12 protein-coding genes are annotated in these 18,500 nt (G+C 65.2%); 5 read left to right on the plus strand and 7 right to left on the minus strand.

The window, feature by feature from the left end:
- Positions 1–398: 398 nt before the first annotated feature.
- Positions 399–1,298, minus strand: coding sequence for a hydroxymethylglutaryl-CoA lyase (locus AC0SZ7_RS09840; protein ID WP_475504219.1), 900 nt, complete (start codon positions 1,296–1,298; stop codon positions 399–401).
- Between the two features lie 4 nt (positions 1,299–1,302).
- Entirely contained in the window at positions 1,303–1,695 is a 393-nt protein-coding gene (locus AC0SZ7_RS09845; RefSeq protein WP_475504220.1) for a MerR family transcriptional regulator, read from the minus strand.
- 140 nt (positions 1,696–1,835) lie between these two features.
- Between AC0SZ7_RS09845 and AC0SZ7_RS09850 the strand changes: the two genes are divergently transcribed.
- Entirely contained in the window at positions 1,836–6,248 is a 4,413-nt protein-coding gene (locus AC0SZ7_RS09850; RefSeq protein ID WP_475504221.1) for a dermonecrotic toxin domain-containing protein, read from the plus strand.
- Positions 6,249–6,260: 12 nt separating this feature from the next.
- Here the strand turns inward: AC0SZ7_RS09850 and AC0SZ7_RS09855 are convergent, their stop codons facing one another.
- Positions 6,261–7,199 carry a LysR family transcriptional regulator gene (locus AC0SZ7_RS09855; RefSeq protein ID WP_475504222.1) on the minus strand — a complete coding sequence of 313 codons (939 nt, stop codon included), beginning with the start codon at positions 7,197–7,199 and terminating at the stop codon, positions 6,261–6,263.
- Between the two features lie 157 nt (positions 7,200–7,356).
- On the opposite strand from AC0SZ7_RS09855, the gene AC0SZ7_RS09860 reads away from it, so the two are divergent.
- A complete protein-coding gene (locus AC0SZ7_RS09860) occupies positions 7,357–8,595 on the plus strand; it encodes an acyl-CoA dehydrogenase (RefSeq protein ID WP_475504223.1) in 1,239 nt (412 codons plus the stop codon).
- A gap of 165 nt (positions 8,596–8,760) precedes the next feature.
- On the opposite strand, the gene AC0SZ7_RS09865 is transcribed toward AC0SZ7_RS09860, so the two are convergent.
- Together AC0SZ7_RS09865 and xthA are read right to left on the minus strand one after the other, a co-directional pair.
- Positions 8,761–10,080, minus strand: coding sequence for a substrate-binding domain-containing protein (locus tag AC0SZ7_RS09865; protein WP_475504224.1), 1,320 nt, complete (start codon positions 10,078–10,080; stop codon positions 8,761–8,763).
- Positions 10,081–10,310: 230 nt separating this feature from the next.
- Positions 10,311–11,123 (minus strand): exodeoxyribonuclease III, encoded by an 813-nt coding sequence (gene xthA, locus AC0SZ7_RS09870; protein WP_475504225.1) that lies wholly within the window; start codon positions 11,121–11,123, stop codon positions 10,311–10,313.
- Between the two features lie 178 nt (positions 11,124–11,301).
- Here xthA and AC0SZ7_RS09875 point away from each other — a divergent pair, with 178 nt between their 5' ends.
- The 3 genes from AC0SZ7_RS09875 to AC0SZ7_RS09885 all read left to right on the plus strand — a co-directional run bounded on the left by AC0SZ7_RS09875 (position 11,302) and on the right by AC0SZ7_RS09885 (position 17,428).
- Positions 11,302–11,952 (plus strand): GNAT family N-acetyltransferase, encoded by a 651-nt coding sequence (locus AC0SZ7_RS09875; RefSeq protein ID WP_475504226.1) that lies wholly within the window; start codon positions 11,302–11,304, stop codon positions 11,950–11,952.
- Between the two features lie 65 nt (positions 11,953–12,017).
- The gene (locus AC0SZ7_RS09880) at positions 12,018–13,745 is read left to right on the plus strand and encodes an autotransporter assembly complex protein TamA (protein ID WP_475504227.1); all 1,728 of its coding nucleotides are present in this window, start codon (positions 12,018–12,020) and stop codon (positions 13,743–13,745) included.
- Between the two features lie 8 nt (positions 13,746–13,753).
- Complete coding sequence (locus AC0SZ7_RS09885) at positions 13,754–17,428, plus strand: translocation/assembly module TamB domain-containing protein (protein WP_475504228.1); 3,675 nt, start codon at positions 13,754–13,756, stop codon at positions 17,426–17,428.
- A 120-nt stretch (positions 17,429–17,548) separates the two neighbouring features.
- Here AC0SZ7_RS09885 and AC0SZ7_RS09890 read toward each other — a convergent pair whose 3' ends face one another.
- Positions 17,549–17,941 (minus strand): Mor transcription activator family protein, encoded by a 393-nt coding sequence (locus tag AC0SZ7_RS09890; protein WP_475504229.1) that lies wholly within the window; start codon positions 17,939–17,941, stop codon positions 17,549–17,551.
- Between the two features lie 290 nt (positions 17,942–18,231).
- Complete coding sequence (locus AC0SZ7_RS09895; RefSeq protein WP_475504230.1) at positions 18,232–18,402, minus strand: hypothetical protein; 171 nt, start codon at positions 18,400–18,402, stop codon at positions 18,232–18,234.
- Between the last annotated feature and the right edge of the window lie 98 nt (positions 18,403–18,500).

Here is an 18,500-nt window from a genome sequence, read left to right on the forward strand (position 1 = left end):
TTACCGCTGTTTCGTGTGACCCACATCCTGGGTCAAGAGCAAACGTATTTTTTTGAGCGCTGATTCGCCTGTCACCGGTACGTCGCTGCCTCAGGGCAGTTTTGTTGTTCTGTGTACGGTGTGGGGCAAGCCCCGGTGGCGCATCCTCTCCAAAAAAATCTGTTAGCTTCGCCTCTGCCGCGTTTGTTCTTGTTATGCCAGAGCCGTTACGTGTTGTTTTTATTGGGTGGTACTGAGTTTGTTGTTTTTGTTGTACGAGAGATAAAGCAGATGCCGTGCCAACTTTTCGAAACCCAATGAAAACGGGGGTTTGGTCGCTCCAAGGCACGCGGGTGTCGGAAAAGGAACGCTCAAAGTGTTTCCCTGATACTCGGAAAACGCGGGAGGGGTAACACCCCTCAGCCACACCGGCGCGCTTGTGCTACCCGCGAGCCGTTGGCGCGGCCAAGCTGTTGACTGATGCGCTCGCCCACGGCGATGACGGCGTCCAGGTCGATGCCGGTGTGAATGCCCAGCCCCTGCAACAGGTACAGCACGTCTTCGCTGGCGACATTGCCGCTGGCGCCCTTGGCATAGGGGCAGCCGCCCAGGCCGGCCACGGAACTGTCGAACACGCTGATGCCTTCCAGCAACGCTGCGTAGATATTGGCCAGGGCCTGGCCGTAGGTGTCATGGAAGTGCCCGGCCAGCTGCGCCAGCGGCACCTCCCGCGCCACCGCCTGGAACAGGTTGCGCGTGGCGCCGGGCGTGCCCACGCCGATGGTGTCGCCCAGGGAAATTTCCCGGCAGCCCATCGCGTGCAGTTCGCGCGCCACGGCGGCCACTTGTGCCGGGGCAATGGCGCCTTCGTAGGGGCAGCCCAGTACACACGACACGTAGCCGCGCACCGGCACCCCGGCGGCCTTGGCCGCTGCCATCACCGGCGCGAAGCGTTCGAGGCTGGCGGCAATGGAGCAATTGATGTTGCGCTGCGAGAAGCTTTCGGACGCTGCGGCGAACACCGCCACCTCGTCCGCGCCAGCCGCCAGTGCCGCCTCGAAACCTTGCAGGTTGGGCGTCAGCGCGCCGTAGGTCACCCCCGGCACGCGCTGGAGGCTGGCGAACACCTCGGCAGAGCCGGCCATCTGCGGCACCCACTTGGGCGAGACGAAGCTGCCCGCTTCTATATAGGAATAACCACAGGCGGCCAGCTCGTTCACCAAGCGCGCCTTGTCGATGACACTGATGGGGCTGGCCTCGTTCTGCAGGCCGTCACGGGGGCCGACTTCGATCAGGCGCACGCTGTGGGGCAGGGCCATGGTGTTACTCCTGGGTGGTAACAGGTTGTGCGCCGAGCTCGGCCAGGGCCTGGGTGCAGCGCTCTTCGGCGGTGTCCAGTTCCAGTTGCATCTGCTGTATGTCCAGCAACTGCTGGGCCAGTTGCGCGCGGCGCTCGGTGATCTTCGCCAGCATGCTGGTCAGTTGCCTGTGGTTGCCGCTGGGGTCGTACAGCTCGATCAGCTCGCGGCACTCGGCCAGGGAAAAACCAATGCGCTTGCCACGCAGGATGAGTTTCAGGGTGACCTTGTCGCGGGGCGAATAGATACGCTCCTGGCCACGGCGTTCCGGGCTGAGCATGCCTTGTTCTTCATAGAAGCGGATGGCGCGGGTGGTGATGTCCAGTTCGCGGGACAGGTCGGAGATGCTGTAGGTCATGGTCGGGCTCGACAGGGCGGTTGACGTCAACGTAAACCTTGCTTGACGTTAACGTCAAGATGCGCCTAGGTAATTACCACCTGGCAAACCGGGCAGCCGGGCCCAATGGGCGCTCATTCCCCCTGCAAGGACTGCAGCCCATGAACGACACACCACTTGCCCCGCCTGCATTGCTGTTTGGCGCCTTTGCCGAAGAAATCGACCCTTATTGGCGTGAATGGCAGGTCAGCCAGCAACTCGCTGCCATTCGCGCTACCGTGGGTGGCAATGCCGACCTGAAGTCCGCGCAATGGCGCACGCTGCGCGATTACCAGCAGGCCATAGGCGCGGCGCGCCAAGCCTGCCTGCTGGCTGCGCGGCCACTGCTCGGGCGTACTGAAGCCTGGGCTGAACTGGCCCCCGGCCACATTCTGTTCGACAACCTCAGTGCCGCCCACGCCAAGGCTCTGCGCGCCGAGTTCGACATGATGCAGGCCCTGGGGCAACTCAAGGGCGAACAGGCCACCCGGTTGGAAGCGCTGCTCGACACACCCGACGATGCCGACCGCAACACCGGTAACACCTTGATCGCCGATGTGGCCCTGCTGGGCGCCAGCGGTAACGACGTGCTGGCCGGGGTCATGGTCATTACCCATGCCAATGCCGTGCACGACACCGCCGGTAGCTGGGGAGTGCTGGTTTACTGGCCAGGGGCCCATGGCGGCCTGGCGCAGTTCGATTCGCTGGATGCCTTCCAGGTGGCCGTGCTGGAGGGGTTGGCCGAGGCCGACCCGACCTTGCATGGGCAAGTTTCATTTTCCTACGCGCCCATTGTCGGTAACGCCTTCGACGTGGGCCTCAAGCGCCAGTGGCGCCCGTTGTACCTCCATGCCCAAGCCATCGAACGGGGCGAGCGTTTATACGCCGATGCCGGGACGCCGGAGGCCTCGCTGCAGCGCTGGCGCCTCGAGGCATTGGCGGCCCTGGAAGCACCGCGTCACGACGCTCGCGACCAGGCGTTCCTCGACGTGTTGTTCGAGGACGAAACCGTGACCCTGGCCGAGGGCTTGCCCACCTGGCTGCGCGGCCTGAACCAGCAGGCTCGGGAGGAGCTTGGCCAGCGCCTCGGCGACTACTTGAACGCGCTGGAAAAGGCGCAAAACCTGCTGGCGCGTGACGTGCCGCCCCGCGATGAGTTCGTCGCCGCAGCCCTGGCGCGGCGCCTGCAACTGGCGTTCAACCTGCAACCGGAAAACCTGGTCATCGACTTGCCGGTCTCGGTGGCCACGGTGCGCGAGACCGTTCCCGGCTCCGGGGCGCCAGGCACCCCGGCGAAAATGATCACCCAGCCCAGTGAGGCGCGCGAACAGCTGTCCCTGGTCCAGCTGGCGCTTGCGGGCATTGACGAAGATCTCGCCAAGCGCCTGCACTTCGCTCGCGTCGAACCGCGCGGCGTGGCCGCCAGCACAGTGTTGCCAACCCTGGCCCAGCTCAAGGCGCTGTTCGAGGAGCTGGACCTGCCGGCCCGCTACGAAAGTACCTTGCGCGACGCCTTCAAAGGGCTGCCCGGCGAGGGGCCGGAGGCCATCCAGGCCCGCCGTACCACATTGCTGGCGCCCTGGCAGGCAAGCCTGCGCCTGCAAGCTCAACTGGCGCTGCGCCGCTCGCGGCTGGACGACGCGGCGCTGGCGCTGCTGGAAAACCCTGCGGCGCAACTGCACTGGGTGCAGTTCAAGGGCACCGGCACCCCAACCGGCAGCGCCCTGGCCGGGGTGGTGTTGATCAACCATCCGGCCGGCGGGTTGACTCTGCTTTACCTGCCCGACGCGCCTAACGGCAAGGTGCTGACCCAGCATGACAACATGGCCGAGGCCTGCCGCCTGCTGGTGCAAATGAGCCTGGAGTCGCGCATGGTCGACTACCTGGCGGCATTGCCCTCCAGCGGCCTGGCCGCCGACCATGGCGCCTATATGCGCGAGGCACAGCTGCGCAATTACGACGGCTGGCTGGTGCCCGGCGAGCGCATCGGTCCGGCCAGCAGTGTCGCCGAGTATCAACTGAACCTGCAGATGGGGCGCATGCTCAGCCACCATCGCACTACGGCGCGCACCCAGGACCAGCTGTGGCTGGAGGCCGCCGCCCGTAGTCACGAGAGCATTTTCGTCATCATCAAGGTGGTGGTCGGGCTGCTGCCGTTCGTGGGCGCCGCCGTGGCCGTCTTCGATGCTATCGACAGCGCGGTACAGGCGGTGCAGGCATTCCGCCGTGGCGATTCGGCGGACGGATTGCTGGAACTGGAAAACATGCTGGCGTCGCTGATCGGCGCGGCGATGGACATTCTACCGGGCACCGTGGCCGGTGGAGTTGGCAACGTCACGAGCCTGCGCGCTGGTGTGCGTGCACGTCAGCTCGGCCCCCAGGCGGCCAGGCGCCTGGCGCCGGTCACTGGGCGCGGGCATGTGTCGGCCTTTCGCGGTTACGAGAGCGATATTGTGCCTGCCTTGCTGCAGTCGGCACAGGGCGGTGTGTACAGCCATGGGGGCAGTCACTACATTTTGCGCGGTGGTAGCGCCTATGCGGTGCAGTGGGACGCCACCTACAACACGTGGCGCTTGAGCGGCACGGCGCTGAAAACCTATCGCCAGCCGGTGAGGCTGGATGGCAGTGGCCAGTGGCAAACCCACGGGGCAATTTTCGGTCGCCTGGTGGACGCCGGGCTCCAGGGAGGGGGAAACGCTGTGGGGGCCATGCTCGACAGCACCGCCGAGCGCCTGCCGTTGGCCGTGCAGCGGCAATTGCCGGAGTGGCTGGGCGATGCGACCCAGCGTAATCGGCGCGCTACGATTCGGCAGCTGAGCGCAGGCCAGGAGGAGGTGGATCGGCTACTGGAGGCTGCCAATGACGCCTGGGACCGTTATGCCCGGTCCAACCCGCGGGACGAGACGCTGCGTGAAGCCGCCTTTGTGGTGGTAGTCGAGCATATACAGGCGTGTGACCGGTTTTTGCTGGGTATCCGGGAAAACAAAGCGCTGTTCCAAGCCCGAAAATACCCGACCATGCTGGGTAAGGTGCGCTATCAGCTGCTGCACCGTTTGCAATTAATGATTCATGCCAGTCAGTTGCTGCGCCAGTCGTTGAAAGCCGAATTCATGGTGCGGCATGCTGCGCACCAGCACCTGATCGACGCGGTCGAGCAAGGCACCCTCAGCGTCGACGAGTTCGTCAGCCGTATCAGCGGCGAGCTGGTCGCGCTTCGCGATGCGCGGGTCGCCGTGTTGGCGCAATCGGATGCCATTGCCGAATGGAGCCTGCGCTTCCATCAGGAGTCGAGTCGCGGGAAGCTGGGGTCTGGCGACGATGCCGATCTGACCCGCTTGCTGGAAAAGCACCGCTACCAGTATCGCCCCAGGTTATACAGTGCCGACCAGGCGGATGACTTGCTCAAGCTGGTGCTCAAGCCCGAGATGACGCTTGACCCGGAGCGGATGTTTCTCAGCGGCATGATCGTGCGCGACGTCCGGCACCTGGATGTACTGCTCGCCACCTGGCGCGATACCGAGGTGCTCAATCTCAGCGCCGCCCAGCGGCGGCGCATCTTGTCTGATTTCGTCACTGCCATTGAAGCGTTTGGCTGGCAGGTCGAGGAATGGACGGCGATGTTCCCGCAGTATATCGACCTGCGCTACCGCAAGCGCCTGCTACGCGTGCTGAAGGCCATGCTCAATGAAGCACAGCGCGATCTGGATGGGGCCATCGACCATCCGGCCCGGCCACAGCCGGAGGGCGGCGCGCGCAAACGGGTGTTCGAGACGGTGGACGACCGCGTGTTGATCGGCACCGAGGTCGGCGAGGGCGCACAACGCTCCATGCAAGTCGAGGTTAGTGACGGCACCGTCCGCCATTATGACTTGCAGGGCAACAATCGCTGGGCCTTGCGTGAAGCGGCGGTGACCCAGGCCCGGCTGGCCGACCTGCAAGCCCAGGCGCGGATGCAGCTCGCCAACAGCGACGGCCTGGTGCTGCGTGCCGAAGGCTACGCGCGGCGCGGCATGGCCCTGGCCAGTGTCGATGATCTGATCAGCAACGAAGGGCGCGGGCTGCTGGAGTTGGCGGCAAGCATAGAGCGCCTGTCCACTGCCAGCGATGACACCGTGGCGCTGGTGGCGCGCCTGCGTGGGCGGGGTGCGCAATTAATCACCGAGGCCACCGGGCTGCGCATTCGCTTGAGCAAGGGCATGCCACAGCCCAGCATGGCCCACGCCGAGTACCTGCTGGGCCAGCAGGCCATCCGCCTGGAGCGGCGCATCGGCCGGGTGCCGGAACTCGACACGCAGCAGTTCCTGCAGGAGTACGTGATGGTCGACGTGGCCAGCGGCGAGGACTTGTGGGTGGCGCATTTCCACTATGGGAAAATGCGCCACGCCTTCGACAACTTTGCCGCCGCCCACGTGAAGCGTGCCGACCAGGCGCGGCTGGGTGCGCAATGGGAAGCGCAGAATACACCGGCGAAAGTGTGGCGCAGCCCCATCAGCCCGGCCCAGGCGCGCCAGCACTTCCAGCCCCTGGAGGCGTAACCCCGGCGGCCGTCAGCGCCCAGCGTTGGCGGCCTGGGGCAGGTGGTCGGCGCGGGTCACCAACTGGCCCAGCTCGATCATCTGCTCGCGCATCCAGCGGTTGGCCGGGTCCTGGTCGGTGCTTTCGTGCCAATACAGGTGGGTTTCCACCGGTGGCACGTCGTTCACCGGCAGGGCCACGTAGTTGAGGTCGTGGCGGCGGGCGAAACGCTCGGGCACGGTCATCACCATGTCGGTCTGCTGCAGCACTTGGGAGGCCATCAGGTAATGCTGCGAGCGCAAGGCAATCTTGCGCTGCAGGCCCATCTTGCCCAGCGCCAGGTCCACGTAGCCCAGGCCGTTGCGGCGGCTGGAGATGTGGATGTGGGTCAGCGCCAGGTAGTCGTCCAGGGTGATCTTCTCCTTGGTCAGCGGGTGGCCCTTGCGCAGGGCGCACACGTACTGGTCTTCCATCAATTTGACGTGGCGCACCTGCGGGTCGGTGTTCAACGGCGCGTCCACGGCGAAATCCAGGCGCCCGGCAGCGAGCTCCTTGGTGGTCTCGCGGCGCTTGCACAGGAAACTCTCGATGACCACCGCTGGCGCCAGGCGGCGCAGGCGCTGGAACATGGGCGGCAGTATTACCGCCTCGGTGAGGTCGGTCATGCTGATGCGGAAGGTCTTGCTGGCCTGCAACGGGTTGAAGATGCGGCTTTCCTGTACCGACACGCGCAACAGTGAAAGAGCGTTGCGCACCGGGCCGATGATGTTCTGCGCCATGGGCGTGGGCACCATGCCTTGGGCGGTGCGCACGAACAGCGGGTCATTGAAGGTTTCGCGCAGCCGGGCCAGGGCGTTGGACACCGCCGGCTGGGTGATGCCGACGATCTGCCCGGCGCGGGTAAGGTTGGCCTCGGTGTAGATGGCGTCGAAGACGATGAACAGATTCAGGTCGACCTTGCTCAGATTCATGTGGCAGCGCTCTTGTTGTGGTTATGCCGATGCATCGCGTCATCCTATATCGGTGATGAATGATAATAGACGCCGAGAATAGGTTAGATAAATCTTGGTGCCTGTTCTAGCATCGAATCCATGCCCACGACAACCCTTGCTCAAAGGTAGCCGCCCCATGGATTTCGCTTATTCGCCCAAGGTTCAGGAATTGCGTGAACGCGTGACCGCGTTCATGGATGCATACGTTTACCCCGCCGAGCCGGTGTTCGAACGCCAGGTGGCCGAAGGCGACCGCTGGCAGCCCAGCGCCATCATGGAAGAGTTGAAAGCCAAGGCCCGCGCCGAAGGCTTGTGGAACCTGTTCCTGCCCGAATCGGAACTGGGTGCCGGCCTGACCAATCTGGAATACGCGCCGCTGGCGGAGATCATGGGCCGCTCGCTGCTGGGCCCAGAGCCGTTCAACTGCTCGGCGCCCGACACCGGCAACATGGAGGTGCTGGTGCGTTACGGCAGTGAGGAGCACAAGCGCCGCTGGCTGGAACCGCTGCTGCGCGGCGAGATTCGCTCGGCGTTCGCCATGACCGAGCCCGACGTGGCCTCGTCCGACGCCACCAACATGGCCGCGCGCGCCGAGCGCCAGGGTGATGAGTGGGTGATCAACGGCCGCAAATGGTGGACCTCGGGCGCCTGCGACCCGCGCTGCAAGATCCTCATCTTCATGGGCCTGAGCAACCCGGATGGCCCGCGCCACCAGCAGCACTCGATGATTCTGGTGCCGGTCGATACCCCAGGGGTGAAGATCGTAAGGCCGCTGCCGGTGTTCGGCTACGACGATGCGCCCCACGGCCACGCCGAGGTGCTGTTCGACAACGTGCGCGTGCCTTACGAGAACGTGCTGCTGGGCGAGGGGCGCGGCTTCGAGATTGCCCAAGGGCGGCTGGGCCCGGGGCGCATCCACCACTGCATGCGCTCCATCGGCATGGCCGAGCGCGCGCTGGAGCTGATGTGCAAGCGCTCGGTGGCGCGCACCGCTTTTGGCCGGCCGCTGGCGCGCCTGGGCGGCAACATCGACAAGATCGCCGACTCGCGCATGGAAATCGACATGGCCCGGCTGCTGACCCTGAAAGCGGCCTACATGATGGACACCGCTGGCAACAAGGTGGCCAAGAGCGAGATTGCGCAAATCAAGGTGGTGGCGCCCAACGTGGCGCTGCGGGTGATCGACCGCGCCATCCAGATCCACGGTGGCGCTGGCGTTAGTGGCGACTTCCCGCTGGCCTACATGTACGCCATGCAGCGCACCCTGCGCCTGGCCGACGGGCCGGATGAAGTACACCGCGCGGCCATTGGCAAATACGAGATTGGCAAGTACGTGCCCAAGGAGCTGCTGCGCAGCTCGCGCGAGCAGGGTTGACCCCCCGGCGTAGCAGCAACTGTCCTGAAACGGCGTCGTCTGCATCGCGACTAAAGTCGGCTCCTACACCGTACCTGGTAGGAGCCGGCCTTGGCCGCGATGCAGCCGCCGCAATAGACGAGGTACACGGGGCCCCGTAGCAGCGGCCGTAGGCCGCGTCCGCACTCAATACACCCACACTTCCACCCGCCGGTTCTTGATGCGGCCTTCGTCCAGGTCGTTGGTGGCTACCGGCATCTCCGCCCCCAGCCCGCGAATGTCGCGCAGCACCACGCCGCTGCGCGCCAGTTCGCGGCGCACGGTCATGGCGCGCAAACGCGACAGCAGCAGGGCGCGGGCGCTGTCATCCTTGGCGTCGCCAAAGCCCACCAGGGTCACGTCCTTGAACGTCTTGCCGCGTGCGCGCAGGTAGGCCAGCACCCGCTGCACATCCGCCAGGGCCTTGTTGTCGAGACTGGCGCTGCCTTCGGCAAAGCGAAAATTCACCGACAGGCGCTGGGCTTCGGCCGCCAGCTGACGGTAGTCGGCGGGCATGTTCGCGGTGGCAGGCACCTGGATGGCCTGCACTGTCTGTGAGACGAAACCGTAGCGGGCGACGATGGCCTGGCCCTTGTCGCTCTGGGTGAAGCGCACCAGCGATTGCGCCCAGGGGTTGTTGCGCGCCGGCGGCAAGTAGAAATACAGGCGCCGCGACAGTGGATAGTCCTCGGTGGCGATCAGGCTGATGCTGGGCGCCATGGCCTGGGCCGCGCCGTCGCCGATGGCCAGCGCGCGGGCCTGGCGCACATAGGGCAGGCCGATGAAACCGATGGCCTGGGGGTCATGGCTGACCTCATCCGACAGTTGTTCGCTGGACTCAAGCCGCCGCGCCTGGGGCGCCAGCGCCTTGCCGCGCGGGGCCAGTACCAATTCCTTGAACGTCTCCCAGGTGCCGGACTGATCATCGCGGGCATACAGGTGAATCGGGCCGTGGCCCATGCCCACCTCGGCCCAGTCGCGCACCTCGCCGGCAAAAATGCGCGCCAGTTGCTCGGTGCTCAACTGCCGCAACGGGTTGTCGGGGTGCACGATCACCGCTACGCCATCGATGGCAATCACCTGCTCGGCCTCGGCGCTTCTCAGGTCGCCCAGGCGGTCCAGGGCCACCAGTTCGCTGTCCTTGATGGGGCGTGAGGCGGCCGCAAGGTCTGCCTCGCCATGCTCCAAGGCGCTGAACCCGGTGCTGGAGCCGTGGGCATCAATCTCGATGCGCAGCTGCTGGCCATCCACGGTTACGGCTGACACCTGCTGTTCGTTGGCATGGGTGCCAGGCTGCACCTCGACCTGCTTCAGCCCTTGGTCCTGCAGCATCGCCTGCACCAACGCGGGGCCCAGCTCGGCGCCGATGGTATTGGAACCCTGGATGCGCAGGACCGGCACCTGGGCCCAGGCGGCCAGGGGCAATGCCAGGCAGAGTACAGACAGAAGGCGGGGAAGGCGGGGCATCGTCGCAGGCACCGGGGAGGCCGAAGGGGTGTCGGGGAGAATAAGACAAGCAGGTTACCAGTATGTGAACGAGCAGGGCGCCTGGGTTTGCTCCCCGACGTGACCCGGCGGCTTGTAGCCGCTGCCGCCAGGCTGCGCTGGCCCTGGCGTTCACTGGAGGTCTCCAACGTGAACAAGGGCCGGCGCCGCCTTCGCCAACGGCTACCGGGCTATCGCGGCACGGGTTGCACTCAGCTCAACTTCAACCAGATCGGCGCATGGTCCGACGGCTTTTCCATCCCGCGCAGTTCATAGTCCACGCCGGCATCCGCCACCCGCGGCAGCAGGCCCTGGGAGGCCATGATCAGGTCGATGCGCAGGCCACGCTTGGGTTCGTCCTCGAAGCCGCGGCTGCGGTAGTCGAACCAGCTGAAGCGGTCGGCAACGTCCGGGTTCAGGTGGCGGAAGCTGTCCACCAGGCCCCAGTTCTTCAGGCGCGCCATCCACTCGCGCTCCTCGGGCAGGAAGCTGCACTTGCCGGTCTTCAGCCAGCGCTTGGCGTTGTCGGGGCCGATGCCGATGTCGCTGTCTTCAGGGGAGATGTTCACGTCACCCATCACCACCAGCGCCTGGTCGTTGCTGAACTGGCCTTCCAGCAGCGCTTGCAGGTCGGCGTAGAAGCGCTGCTTGGCGGGGAACTTGGTGGGGTGGTCGCGGCTTTCGCCTTGGGGGAAGTAGCCGTTCATGATGGTCACCGGGTTGCCGTTGGCGTCGGCGAAGGTGCCCCAGATGAAGCGGCGCTGGGCGTCTTCCTCGTCGGTGCTGAAACCCTTGTGCAGGGCCAGCGGCGCCTGGCGCGACAGCAGGGCCACGCCGTAGTGACCTTTCTGGCCGTGGTAGTGCACGTGGTAGCCCAGGGCCTGCACCTCGGCCAGCGGGAACTGCTCGTCGCTGACCTTGGTTTCCTGCAGGCCGATGACGTCGGGCTGGTGTTTTTCGATCAGCGCCGCCAGCTGATGGGGCCGGGCGCGCAGGCCGTTGATGTTGAACGAGACAATCTTCATGGAGGCGGCAGTCCTGGGTAAAACGCCGATGCTAACGGATGGGCCGTGCCGGGGCCAGCATGGCGAGCCACTGCGCGCACTGCTAACGTCCAGATAGATGGAACCTCGCAACCCTGCCGTACCCCAATACAAGAACGTGCCGCACTCAAGCGGCGCCGTTGTGCACAGGAGCTTGACCATGTCCCAGACTGCCAGCGAAACGGCCCAGGTGGTGATGCTGGACGGCGGTTACGCCAGCGAAGTGCGTTCGCTGCTGTACCACGCCTACCGTCACGAACCGACCTTTGCCTACGTATTCGAGGCGCAGCGCACAGGCTACGAGCAACGGGTACGGGCCACGGTGCGCGAACTGGTCAAACAGCATTTCCTCCAGGACTTGCCCGGCATCGGCCTGCTGCACGAGGACCGGCTGGTGGGCGTGGCGCTCATCGCGCCGCCGCAGCGCCGGCTGGGCATCACCGAAAGTTGGGCGTGGCGCCTGCGCATGCTGTTGAGCACGGGCCTGAACTGCACCCGTCGCTACCTGGAATATTACCAGTCGGTGCTGGCCTGCCTGCCCAGCGAAGCGGTGCATGTGTTGCCGCTGCTGGCCATTCACCCGCAATACCAGGGGCACCACTTCGGCGAGCAACTGCTGACGGCGGTGCATAACTGGTGCGCCGACGACGAGCACTCCGATGGCGTGGTGCTGGACACCGGCAACCCTCGTTATCTGGCGTTCTACCAGCGCCAGGGCTACGAGGAAATTGGCGAGATTGCCGTGGGACCGGTCCGGGAACATGTGTTTTTTCATGCAAGCCCGCAACATTTGGAACACATTCGCGTCTAGAATCAGAATCTTGCGAGGGCTGATCCGCTCTTAAAACGCCGCTTTACCGTGATAGCATCCGCGCCATGAAGTTTTCAGGACGATTTACCCGCGGTCTGGTGTTGCTGTTCACGAGTTTTGCCGCGCAAGCGCAGAGCGAACTGGTGGTACAGGTAAAACCAGCCAATTCCGAGCTCAAGGCCAATATCGAAGGCTACATTGGCAGCCTCGGCGCCCGTGACGCCGAAGCCCTTGAGCGTTTCAGCCGGGGCGCCGAAGAGCAGGCCGCCAAAGCCGCCCAGGCCCTCGGCTTTTACCAGGCGCACATTGCCAGCCGGGTGAAGGAGGGTGCCAACCCGCAACTGGTGCTGAGCATCGAGCCGGGCGAGCCCATTCACCTGCGCAACGTCACCCTCCGTGTGGAAGGGCCGGCCAGCCAGTTCAAGGGCTTCCGCCTGCCCAACAGCGCCGACCTGCGCCCCGGTGCGGTGCTCAACCATGGCCATTACGAGGACGCCAAGCAGCTCATCCTCAACCAGGCCTCGCGCTACGGTTACTTCAAAGGCCACTTCACCCAGCAACGCCTGGCCGTGGACCCGGCCGCCGGTGTCGCCGACATCGAGCTTGTGTATGAAAGCGGCCCACGCTTCACCCTCGGTGCCGTGCACTTCGAAGGCGACACGCCATTCGACGACGACCTGCTGCAACGCATGGTGCCGTTCAAGGCCGGCACCCCCTATGACTCGCAACTGGTGGCCGAACTCAACCAGGCCCTGCAGTCGAGCGGCTATTTCGAAAGCATGCGCGTGGACGCCGCGCCTACCTCCGCCGAAGGGCAGGTGATACCGGTGGACGTGCAGCTCAAGACCCGCAAGCCACGCACCATCGGCATAGGCCCCGGCTACTCCACCGATGTGGGGCCGCGCATCAAGGCCAACTGGACCCGCCACTGGGTCAATTCCCACGGCGACAGCTACGGCACCGAAGCCGAAATATCGGCGCCCCGGCAGAATATCGGCCTATGGTACGACCGCCCCCTGGACCCGCCACTGACCGACAAGTTGCGCTGGGCCGCGGGTTACCAGTATGAGGAAATAGCCGACACCGACAGCCTCAGCAAGCTGCTGACCGTGGGCCCCGAGTGGCACAGTAAACTGCCCAGCGGCTGGCAGCGGGTGATCTCGCTGAAGTGGCAGCGCGAGGAGTACCGGCTGGGCAACGACAGCGGCCTGAGCACCCTGTTGATGCCGGGCATCAGCTATTCGTACCTGAAAAGCGACAACAAGGTCGATCCGCACAACGGTTACCGCCTGCAGTTCGACACCCAGGTGGCGAAGGAAGGACTAGGCTCGGACGCCAACCTGATCCACGGCAACGTGCTGCTCAAGGGCCTGACCACCCTGGGCGAAAACCACCGCCTGCTGGGCCGCGTGCAGTTTGGCGGCAGTGTCACCAACGGCTACAAGGACATCCCGCCGTCACTGCGCTTCTTCGCCGGCGGCGACCAGAGCGTGCGCGGCTACGACTACCAGACCCTGTCCCCGGAAAACTCCGACGGCGACAAGATCGGCGGGCGCTACCTGGTGGCCGGCAGTGTCGAGTACCAATATTCCATTGCCGAGAAATGGCGTATCGCGACCTTTGTCGACCAGGGCAACTCGTTCAATAACCTTGAACTGCCCAGCCTCAAGACCGGCGTCGGCGTGGGCATCCGCTGGGTGTCGCCGGTGGGGCCGATACGTGTCGACCTGGCGCACGCCCTGGAAGACCCGGGCGGTTTCCGTATTCACTTCTCCATAGGGCCTGAGCTTTGAACCGGGTGTTGAAACGCGGCCTGCTGTGGGCCGGTGGCGGCGTGGCCGTCGTGGTGGGGCTGGTGGTGGCAGGCGCCGTGCTGGTGCTGGAAACCACCGGCGGCGGCCGCTGGGCCCTGGCCCGAGTGCCCGGGCTTGCCGTGGACAATTTCCGTGGCCACCTGGGTGGGCACTGGAGCGCCGACGAGGTGCGCTGGGAGCAGGGCGGTACGCGGCTGCTGCTGAAAACGCCGTTGCTGGAATGGTCGCCATCGTGCCTGCTGCACCTGACCCTGTGCATCGAGCGCCTGGAAGTAGAGCAGATCAGCCTGACCCTGCCGCCCAGCGCGCCGTCCGAGAGCACTGGCCCCTTGCAGCTGCCGGACCTGAAACTGCCGGTCAAGCTGCAGATTGGCGAAATCTACCTGGGCAGCCTCTCCATCGACGGCAGCGAGCAGGTGCAGAAGCTGAAACTGGCGGCCCAGTGGACCGCCGACGGCCTGCGCATCGATTCCCTGCACGCCCAGCGTGACGACTTGGCCCTGGACCTGAGCGGCACCATCGCTCCAGGCGGGCGCTGGCCGCTCAAGGCCACGGCGCAGCTGCAATTGCCGAAGGTGGGCGAGCAGCCGTGGCAGCTGGCGCTGGACATCGACGGCAACCTGCTCGACAGCCTGCAACTGCACGGCCAGAGCAGTGGCTACCTGCCCGCTACCGTCAGTGGCCAACTGCAGCCGCTGGCCGATAACCTGCCAGCGCAGCTGCACATTGTGGCCGATGCGTTCAAGGCCGCGCCGGGCCTGCCCGATACCTTGCAACTCAACCAGCTGGACCTGAGCGCCAAGGGCGACCTCAAGGCTGGCTACCAGATCGTCGGCAAGGCGCAGCTGCCTGCCGAGGGCGAAGCCATGAACCTGGCGTTGAGCGGCATCGCCGATGCCAAGGGGGCCAAGGTGCAGGGCCTGCAATTGGGTGCCAACGACAGCCAGCGGGTCAAGCTCGACGGCCAGTTGAGCTGGCAGGATGGCCTGAGCGCTGACGCGCGGCTGGACTGGCTGGACTTTCCCTGGCACCACCTGTACCCGGACATCGCTGAACCGCAGGTCAGCGTGCACCGCCTCAGCACTGAGGTGGCGTACCGCAACGGCAAGTACATGGGCAACTTCAGCGGCGACTTCAATGGCCCCGCTGGCGCCTTCAGCCTGGCCAGCCCGTTCAGCGGCGACCTGGGCGCGGTGTTCCTGCCGCAGTTGAACCTGAGCGCCGGCAAGGGCACCGCCGCCGGCAGCCTGAAGCTGTATTTCGCCGATGCCCTGCGCTGGGAGGCGGCGTTGGACCTGAGCAACCTGGACCCGGCCTTCTGGGTGGCGGAGCTGCCCGGCAACCTGGCAGGGCCGCTGCGCAGCAAGGGCGAGCTGGTGAACGGCGCGCTGCAACTGAACGCCGACCTTGACCTCAAGGGCCGCCTGCGCGGCCAGTCTGCCGTGCTGCAGGTTAAAGCCCAAGGCGCCGACCAGCGCTGGACCCTGGCCAACCTCGACATTCGCCTGGGCGATAACCATATCAATGGCAGCGGCAGCCTGGACCAGCGCCTGGCAGGGCGCATCGACCTCGACCTGCCGCGCCTGGGCCAGCTGTGGCCGCAGTTGCAGGGGCAGTTGAAAGGCCGTATCGACGCCGCAGGCACGTTGCAGGCGCCCCAGGGCGAGCTTGCCCTGAAAGGGCAGGGCCTGGCCCTGGGCGACAACCGCCTGCAGGCCATCGACCTGGCCGCCACCTTGAACAAGGCCCAGCAGGGCACGCTCGCGCTGACGGCTTCCGGCATCCGTGCTGGTGAAACCGCGCTGGGCACCCTGACCGCCAAGGCCGGCGGTGACCTGCGCAAGCAACAGTTGCAACTGGACCTCAAGGGCCCGCAACTGGTGCTTGCTACTGCCCTCGACGGTACCCTGGACAAAGGCAACTGGCGTGGCCGCCTGGCCAGCGCCGATATCCAGGCCGGCGGCCAGGACTGGCGCCTGGGCGGCCCCGCCAAGCTTGAGCGGCTGGCCAACGGCACTGTCAACCTGGGCGCCCATTGCTTCCAGTCCGGCAGCGCCAGCCTGTGCGGCGAAGACCAGCGGTTGATGCCCGAGCCCAAGCTGCGCTACCACCTCAAGCAGTTCCCGCTGCAAAGCCTGGCCCAATGGTTGCCCAAGGATTTCGCCTGGCAGGGCCTGCTGAACGCCGACCTGCAACTGGACCTGCCCGCCAGCGGGCCCAAAGGCCAGGTGCTGGTGGATGCCAGCGGCGGCACGTTGCGCCTGAAGGACAAGGACCAATGGCTGGATTTCCCGTACCAGACCCTGCGCCTGACCAGCACCCTTGGGCCGCGGCGCATCGACACCCAATTGCAGTTCCAGGGTGAACGGCTGGGCCAGTTGCAGGTAAACGCACGCATAGATCCACTGGCGCGCAACAAGCCGCTGACCGGTGATTTCCGCCTGCAGGGCCTGGACATCGGCATCGGCCGGCCATTCGCGCCCATGGTCGAGAAGCTCGCCGGCCACCTCGACGGCAGCGGTCAGCTGGGCGGCACACTGGTGGCGCCCCAGGTCAACGGTACGGTCACCTTGCGCGATGGCGAAATTTCCGGTGCACAGCTGCCGGTCAGCTTCGAAGGCCTGCAGTTGCAGGCGCAGATCGCTGGCGAAAGCCTGCACCTGCAGGGCGACTGGAAAAGCGGCAAGGCCGGGCAGGGCAGCCTGGGCGGCCAGTTGCAATGGGGCCAGGCACTGGCGGCGGACATCAGCCTGAAGGGTACGCGGCTGCCAGTCACTGTCGAGCCCTATGCCGAGCTGGAAGCGGCGCCCGACCTGCACATCCAGTTGGCCGACGACAAGCTGGCGGTCACCGGCAAGGTGCTGATCCCTAGCGGCGCGATTACTGTGCGCGAGTTGCCGCCGTCCACGGTGAAGGTCTCCGAGGACACGGTCATCATCGGCCACCAGGCGCCGCCGGCCGCCGCGCCGATGGCCATGGCCATGGACATCAACGTCGAGGTGGGGCAGGACAAGCTCAGCTTCAGCGGCTTCGGGCTCACCGCCAACCTGGCGGGCCACGTGCACATTGGTGACAACCTCGACACCCGTGGCGAGCTGAGCCTCAACGACGGCCGCTACCGCGCCTACGGCCAGCGCCTGACCATCCGCCGCGCACGGTTGTTGTTCGCCGGGCCCATTGCCCAGCCGTATCTGGATATCGAAGCCATTCGCCAGACCGATGACGTGATCGCCGGCATCCGCCTCAGCGGCAGCGCCGAACAACCCACCACCGAAGTGTTTTCCGAGCCCACCATGAGCCAGGAGCAGGCGCTGTCGTACCTGGTGCTGGGGCGCCCGCTGAGCACCACGGGCGAGGATAACAACATGCTCGCGCAAGCGGCGCTGGGGTTGGGCCTGGCGGGCAGTTCGAAGGTTACCGACACGCTGGCCAAGGACCTGGGTATACAGGACTTCCAGCTCGATACCCAGGGCAGCGGCGATACCACCAGCGTGGTCGCCAGTGGCAACCTCTCGGAGAAGCTCACCCTGCGCTATGGCGTGGGCGTATTCGAGCCCGCGAACACCATCGCGTTGCGCTACAAGCTGAGCAAGAAAGTGTATGTGGAAGTGGCCAGCGGCGTGGCCAGCTCGTTGGATATTTTCTACAAACGCGACTTCTGACTGCCGGCGTAATCACTGCCGCACGTTGCGCTGGCCCCCGACCACGTTGGATATCTCCAGCCTGGTCGCGGGCCAGCGCCGCGCGCGGCAGTGGCTACAAACACTGCCTTCTCACCTCTATTACGACTGCTCGGCCAGGGCCGCTGCTTCCTGGCGCCTGATGTTGCCAATCTGGCGCAGACTCAAGCCGTACTTGTCTGCCAGTTCACTGCGTGAGCTGCCTTTGGAGCTTTCCTCCTGGATTTGCCGGTTGCGCAATTGCCGGCAGAAATGATCAGCCTTGGGAATCTCCAACGCCAACCCTGCAAACCGCTCGATCAGGCGTGCCAGGGCTTCGGGTGGCAGGTGTTTGGCCAGCGCCGTGCGCTGCGGGTGCTTGGGGATGTACTTGGGGCGCCCGCCGTACAGGCAGGTCAGGTGATAGGCGTTTTCCACGCCAATGCAGTCAATCAGGCGTTGCAGGGAATGGGGCAGCTGGCTGATGTCGACTTGCTTGAGGTCGTTGATGTCCATGGTGACGTCCTTGTAATGGCGAAGGGGGCTGGGCGCCCTTCCAAATGGGGGCGTTGTGCCAAGCAAATTCTAAGTCGTATCGCGCGCGGCTACAGGCGGCAACGGTGATGCGTGCGGTAGGAAAGTGGGCGTTGTTACGTAGTGCTAATCGGCGGGAGGAGCTTGAGCGTCGCGGGAACTGGCAATGTGGCGAATGGCTACCGAGGGCTGGGTGGTTAAACCAGGTGGTGTGGCATAAACAATTGATACCGCAGGCATGAAAAAGCGAGCCCGGGGGCTCGCTTCGGTAATCAGCGTCCTTGCATGAAACCGGGGCCGCCACCATGGCCGCCACCGAAACCGCCGCCACCACCACCGCCACCGTGGCCACCACCGCCACCGCCTGGTGGCATGAACATCCAGCAACCGCTCAGCGATGCGATCATGAGAAGGGGAATCAGCAGAGTGATTCGACGCAGCATGGGTAAATCCTCATAGAGTGAAGCACCCGTCCACAAAGCAGGATGGGCACTGTACTATGAGACCCTGAAAACCCCGGCGCATCCCCGCGATCGGGTAT

It is taken from the genome of Pseudomonas sp. JC1203 (assembly GCF_056175065.1).

Excerpts from the sequence above, each read along its gene's own strand:
- AC0SZ7_RS09840 (WP_475504219.1), bottom strand. The coding sequence starts at position 1,298 with ATGGCCCTGCCCCACAGCGTGCGCCTGATCGAAGTCGGCCCCCGTGAC.
- AC0SZ7_RS09845 (WP_475504220.1), bottom strand. The coding sequence starts at position 1,695 with ATGACCTACAGCATCTCCGACCTGTCCCGCGAACTGGACATCACCACC.
- AC0SZ7_RS09850 (WP_475504221.1), top strand. The coding sequence starts at position 1,836 with ATGAACGACACACCACTTGCCCCGCCTGCATTGCTGTTTGGCGCCTTT.
- AC0SZ7_RS09855 (WP_475504222.1), bottom strand. The coding sequence starts at position 7,199 with ATGAATCTGAGCAAGGTCGACCTGAATCTGTTCATCGTCTTCGACGCC.
- AC0SZ7_RS09860 (WP_475504223.1), top strand. The coding sequence starts at position 7,357 with ATGGATTTCGCTTATTCGCCCAAGGTTCAGGAATTGCGTGAACGCGTG.
- AC0SZ7_RS09865 (WP_475504224.1), bottom strand. The coding sequence starts at position 10,080 with ATGCCCCGCCTTCCCCGCCTTCTGTCTGTACTCTGCCTGGCATTGCCC.
- xthA (WP_475504225.1), bottom strand. The coding sequence starts at position 11,123 with ATGAAGATTGTCTCGTTCAACATCAACGGCCTGCGCGCCCGGCCCCAT.
- AC0SZ7_RS09875 (WP_475504226.1), top strand. The coding sequence starts at position 11,302 with ATGTCCCAGACTGCCAGCGAAACGGCCCAGGTGGTGATGCTGGACGGC.
- AC0SZ7_RS09880 (WP_475504227.1), top strand. The coding sequence starts at position 12,018 with ATGAAGTTTTCAGGACGATTTACCCGCGGTCTGGTGTTGCTGTTCACG.
- AC0SZ7_RS09890 (WP_475504229.1), bottom strand. The coding sequence starts at position 17,941 with ATGGACATCAACGACCTCAAGCAAGTCGACATCAGCCAGCTGCCCCAT.
- AC0SZ7_RS09895 (WP_475504230.1), bottom strand. The coding sequence starts at position 18,402 with ATGCTGCGTCGAATCACTCTGCTGATTCCCCTTCTCATGATCGCATCG.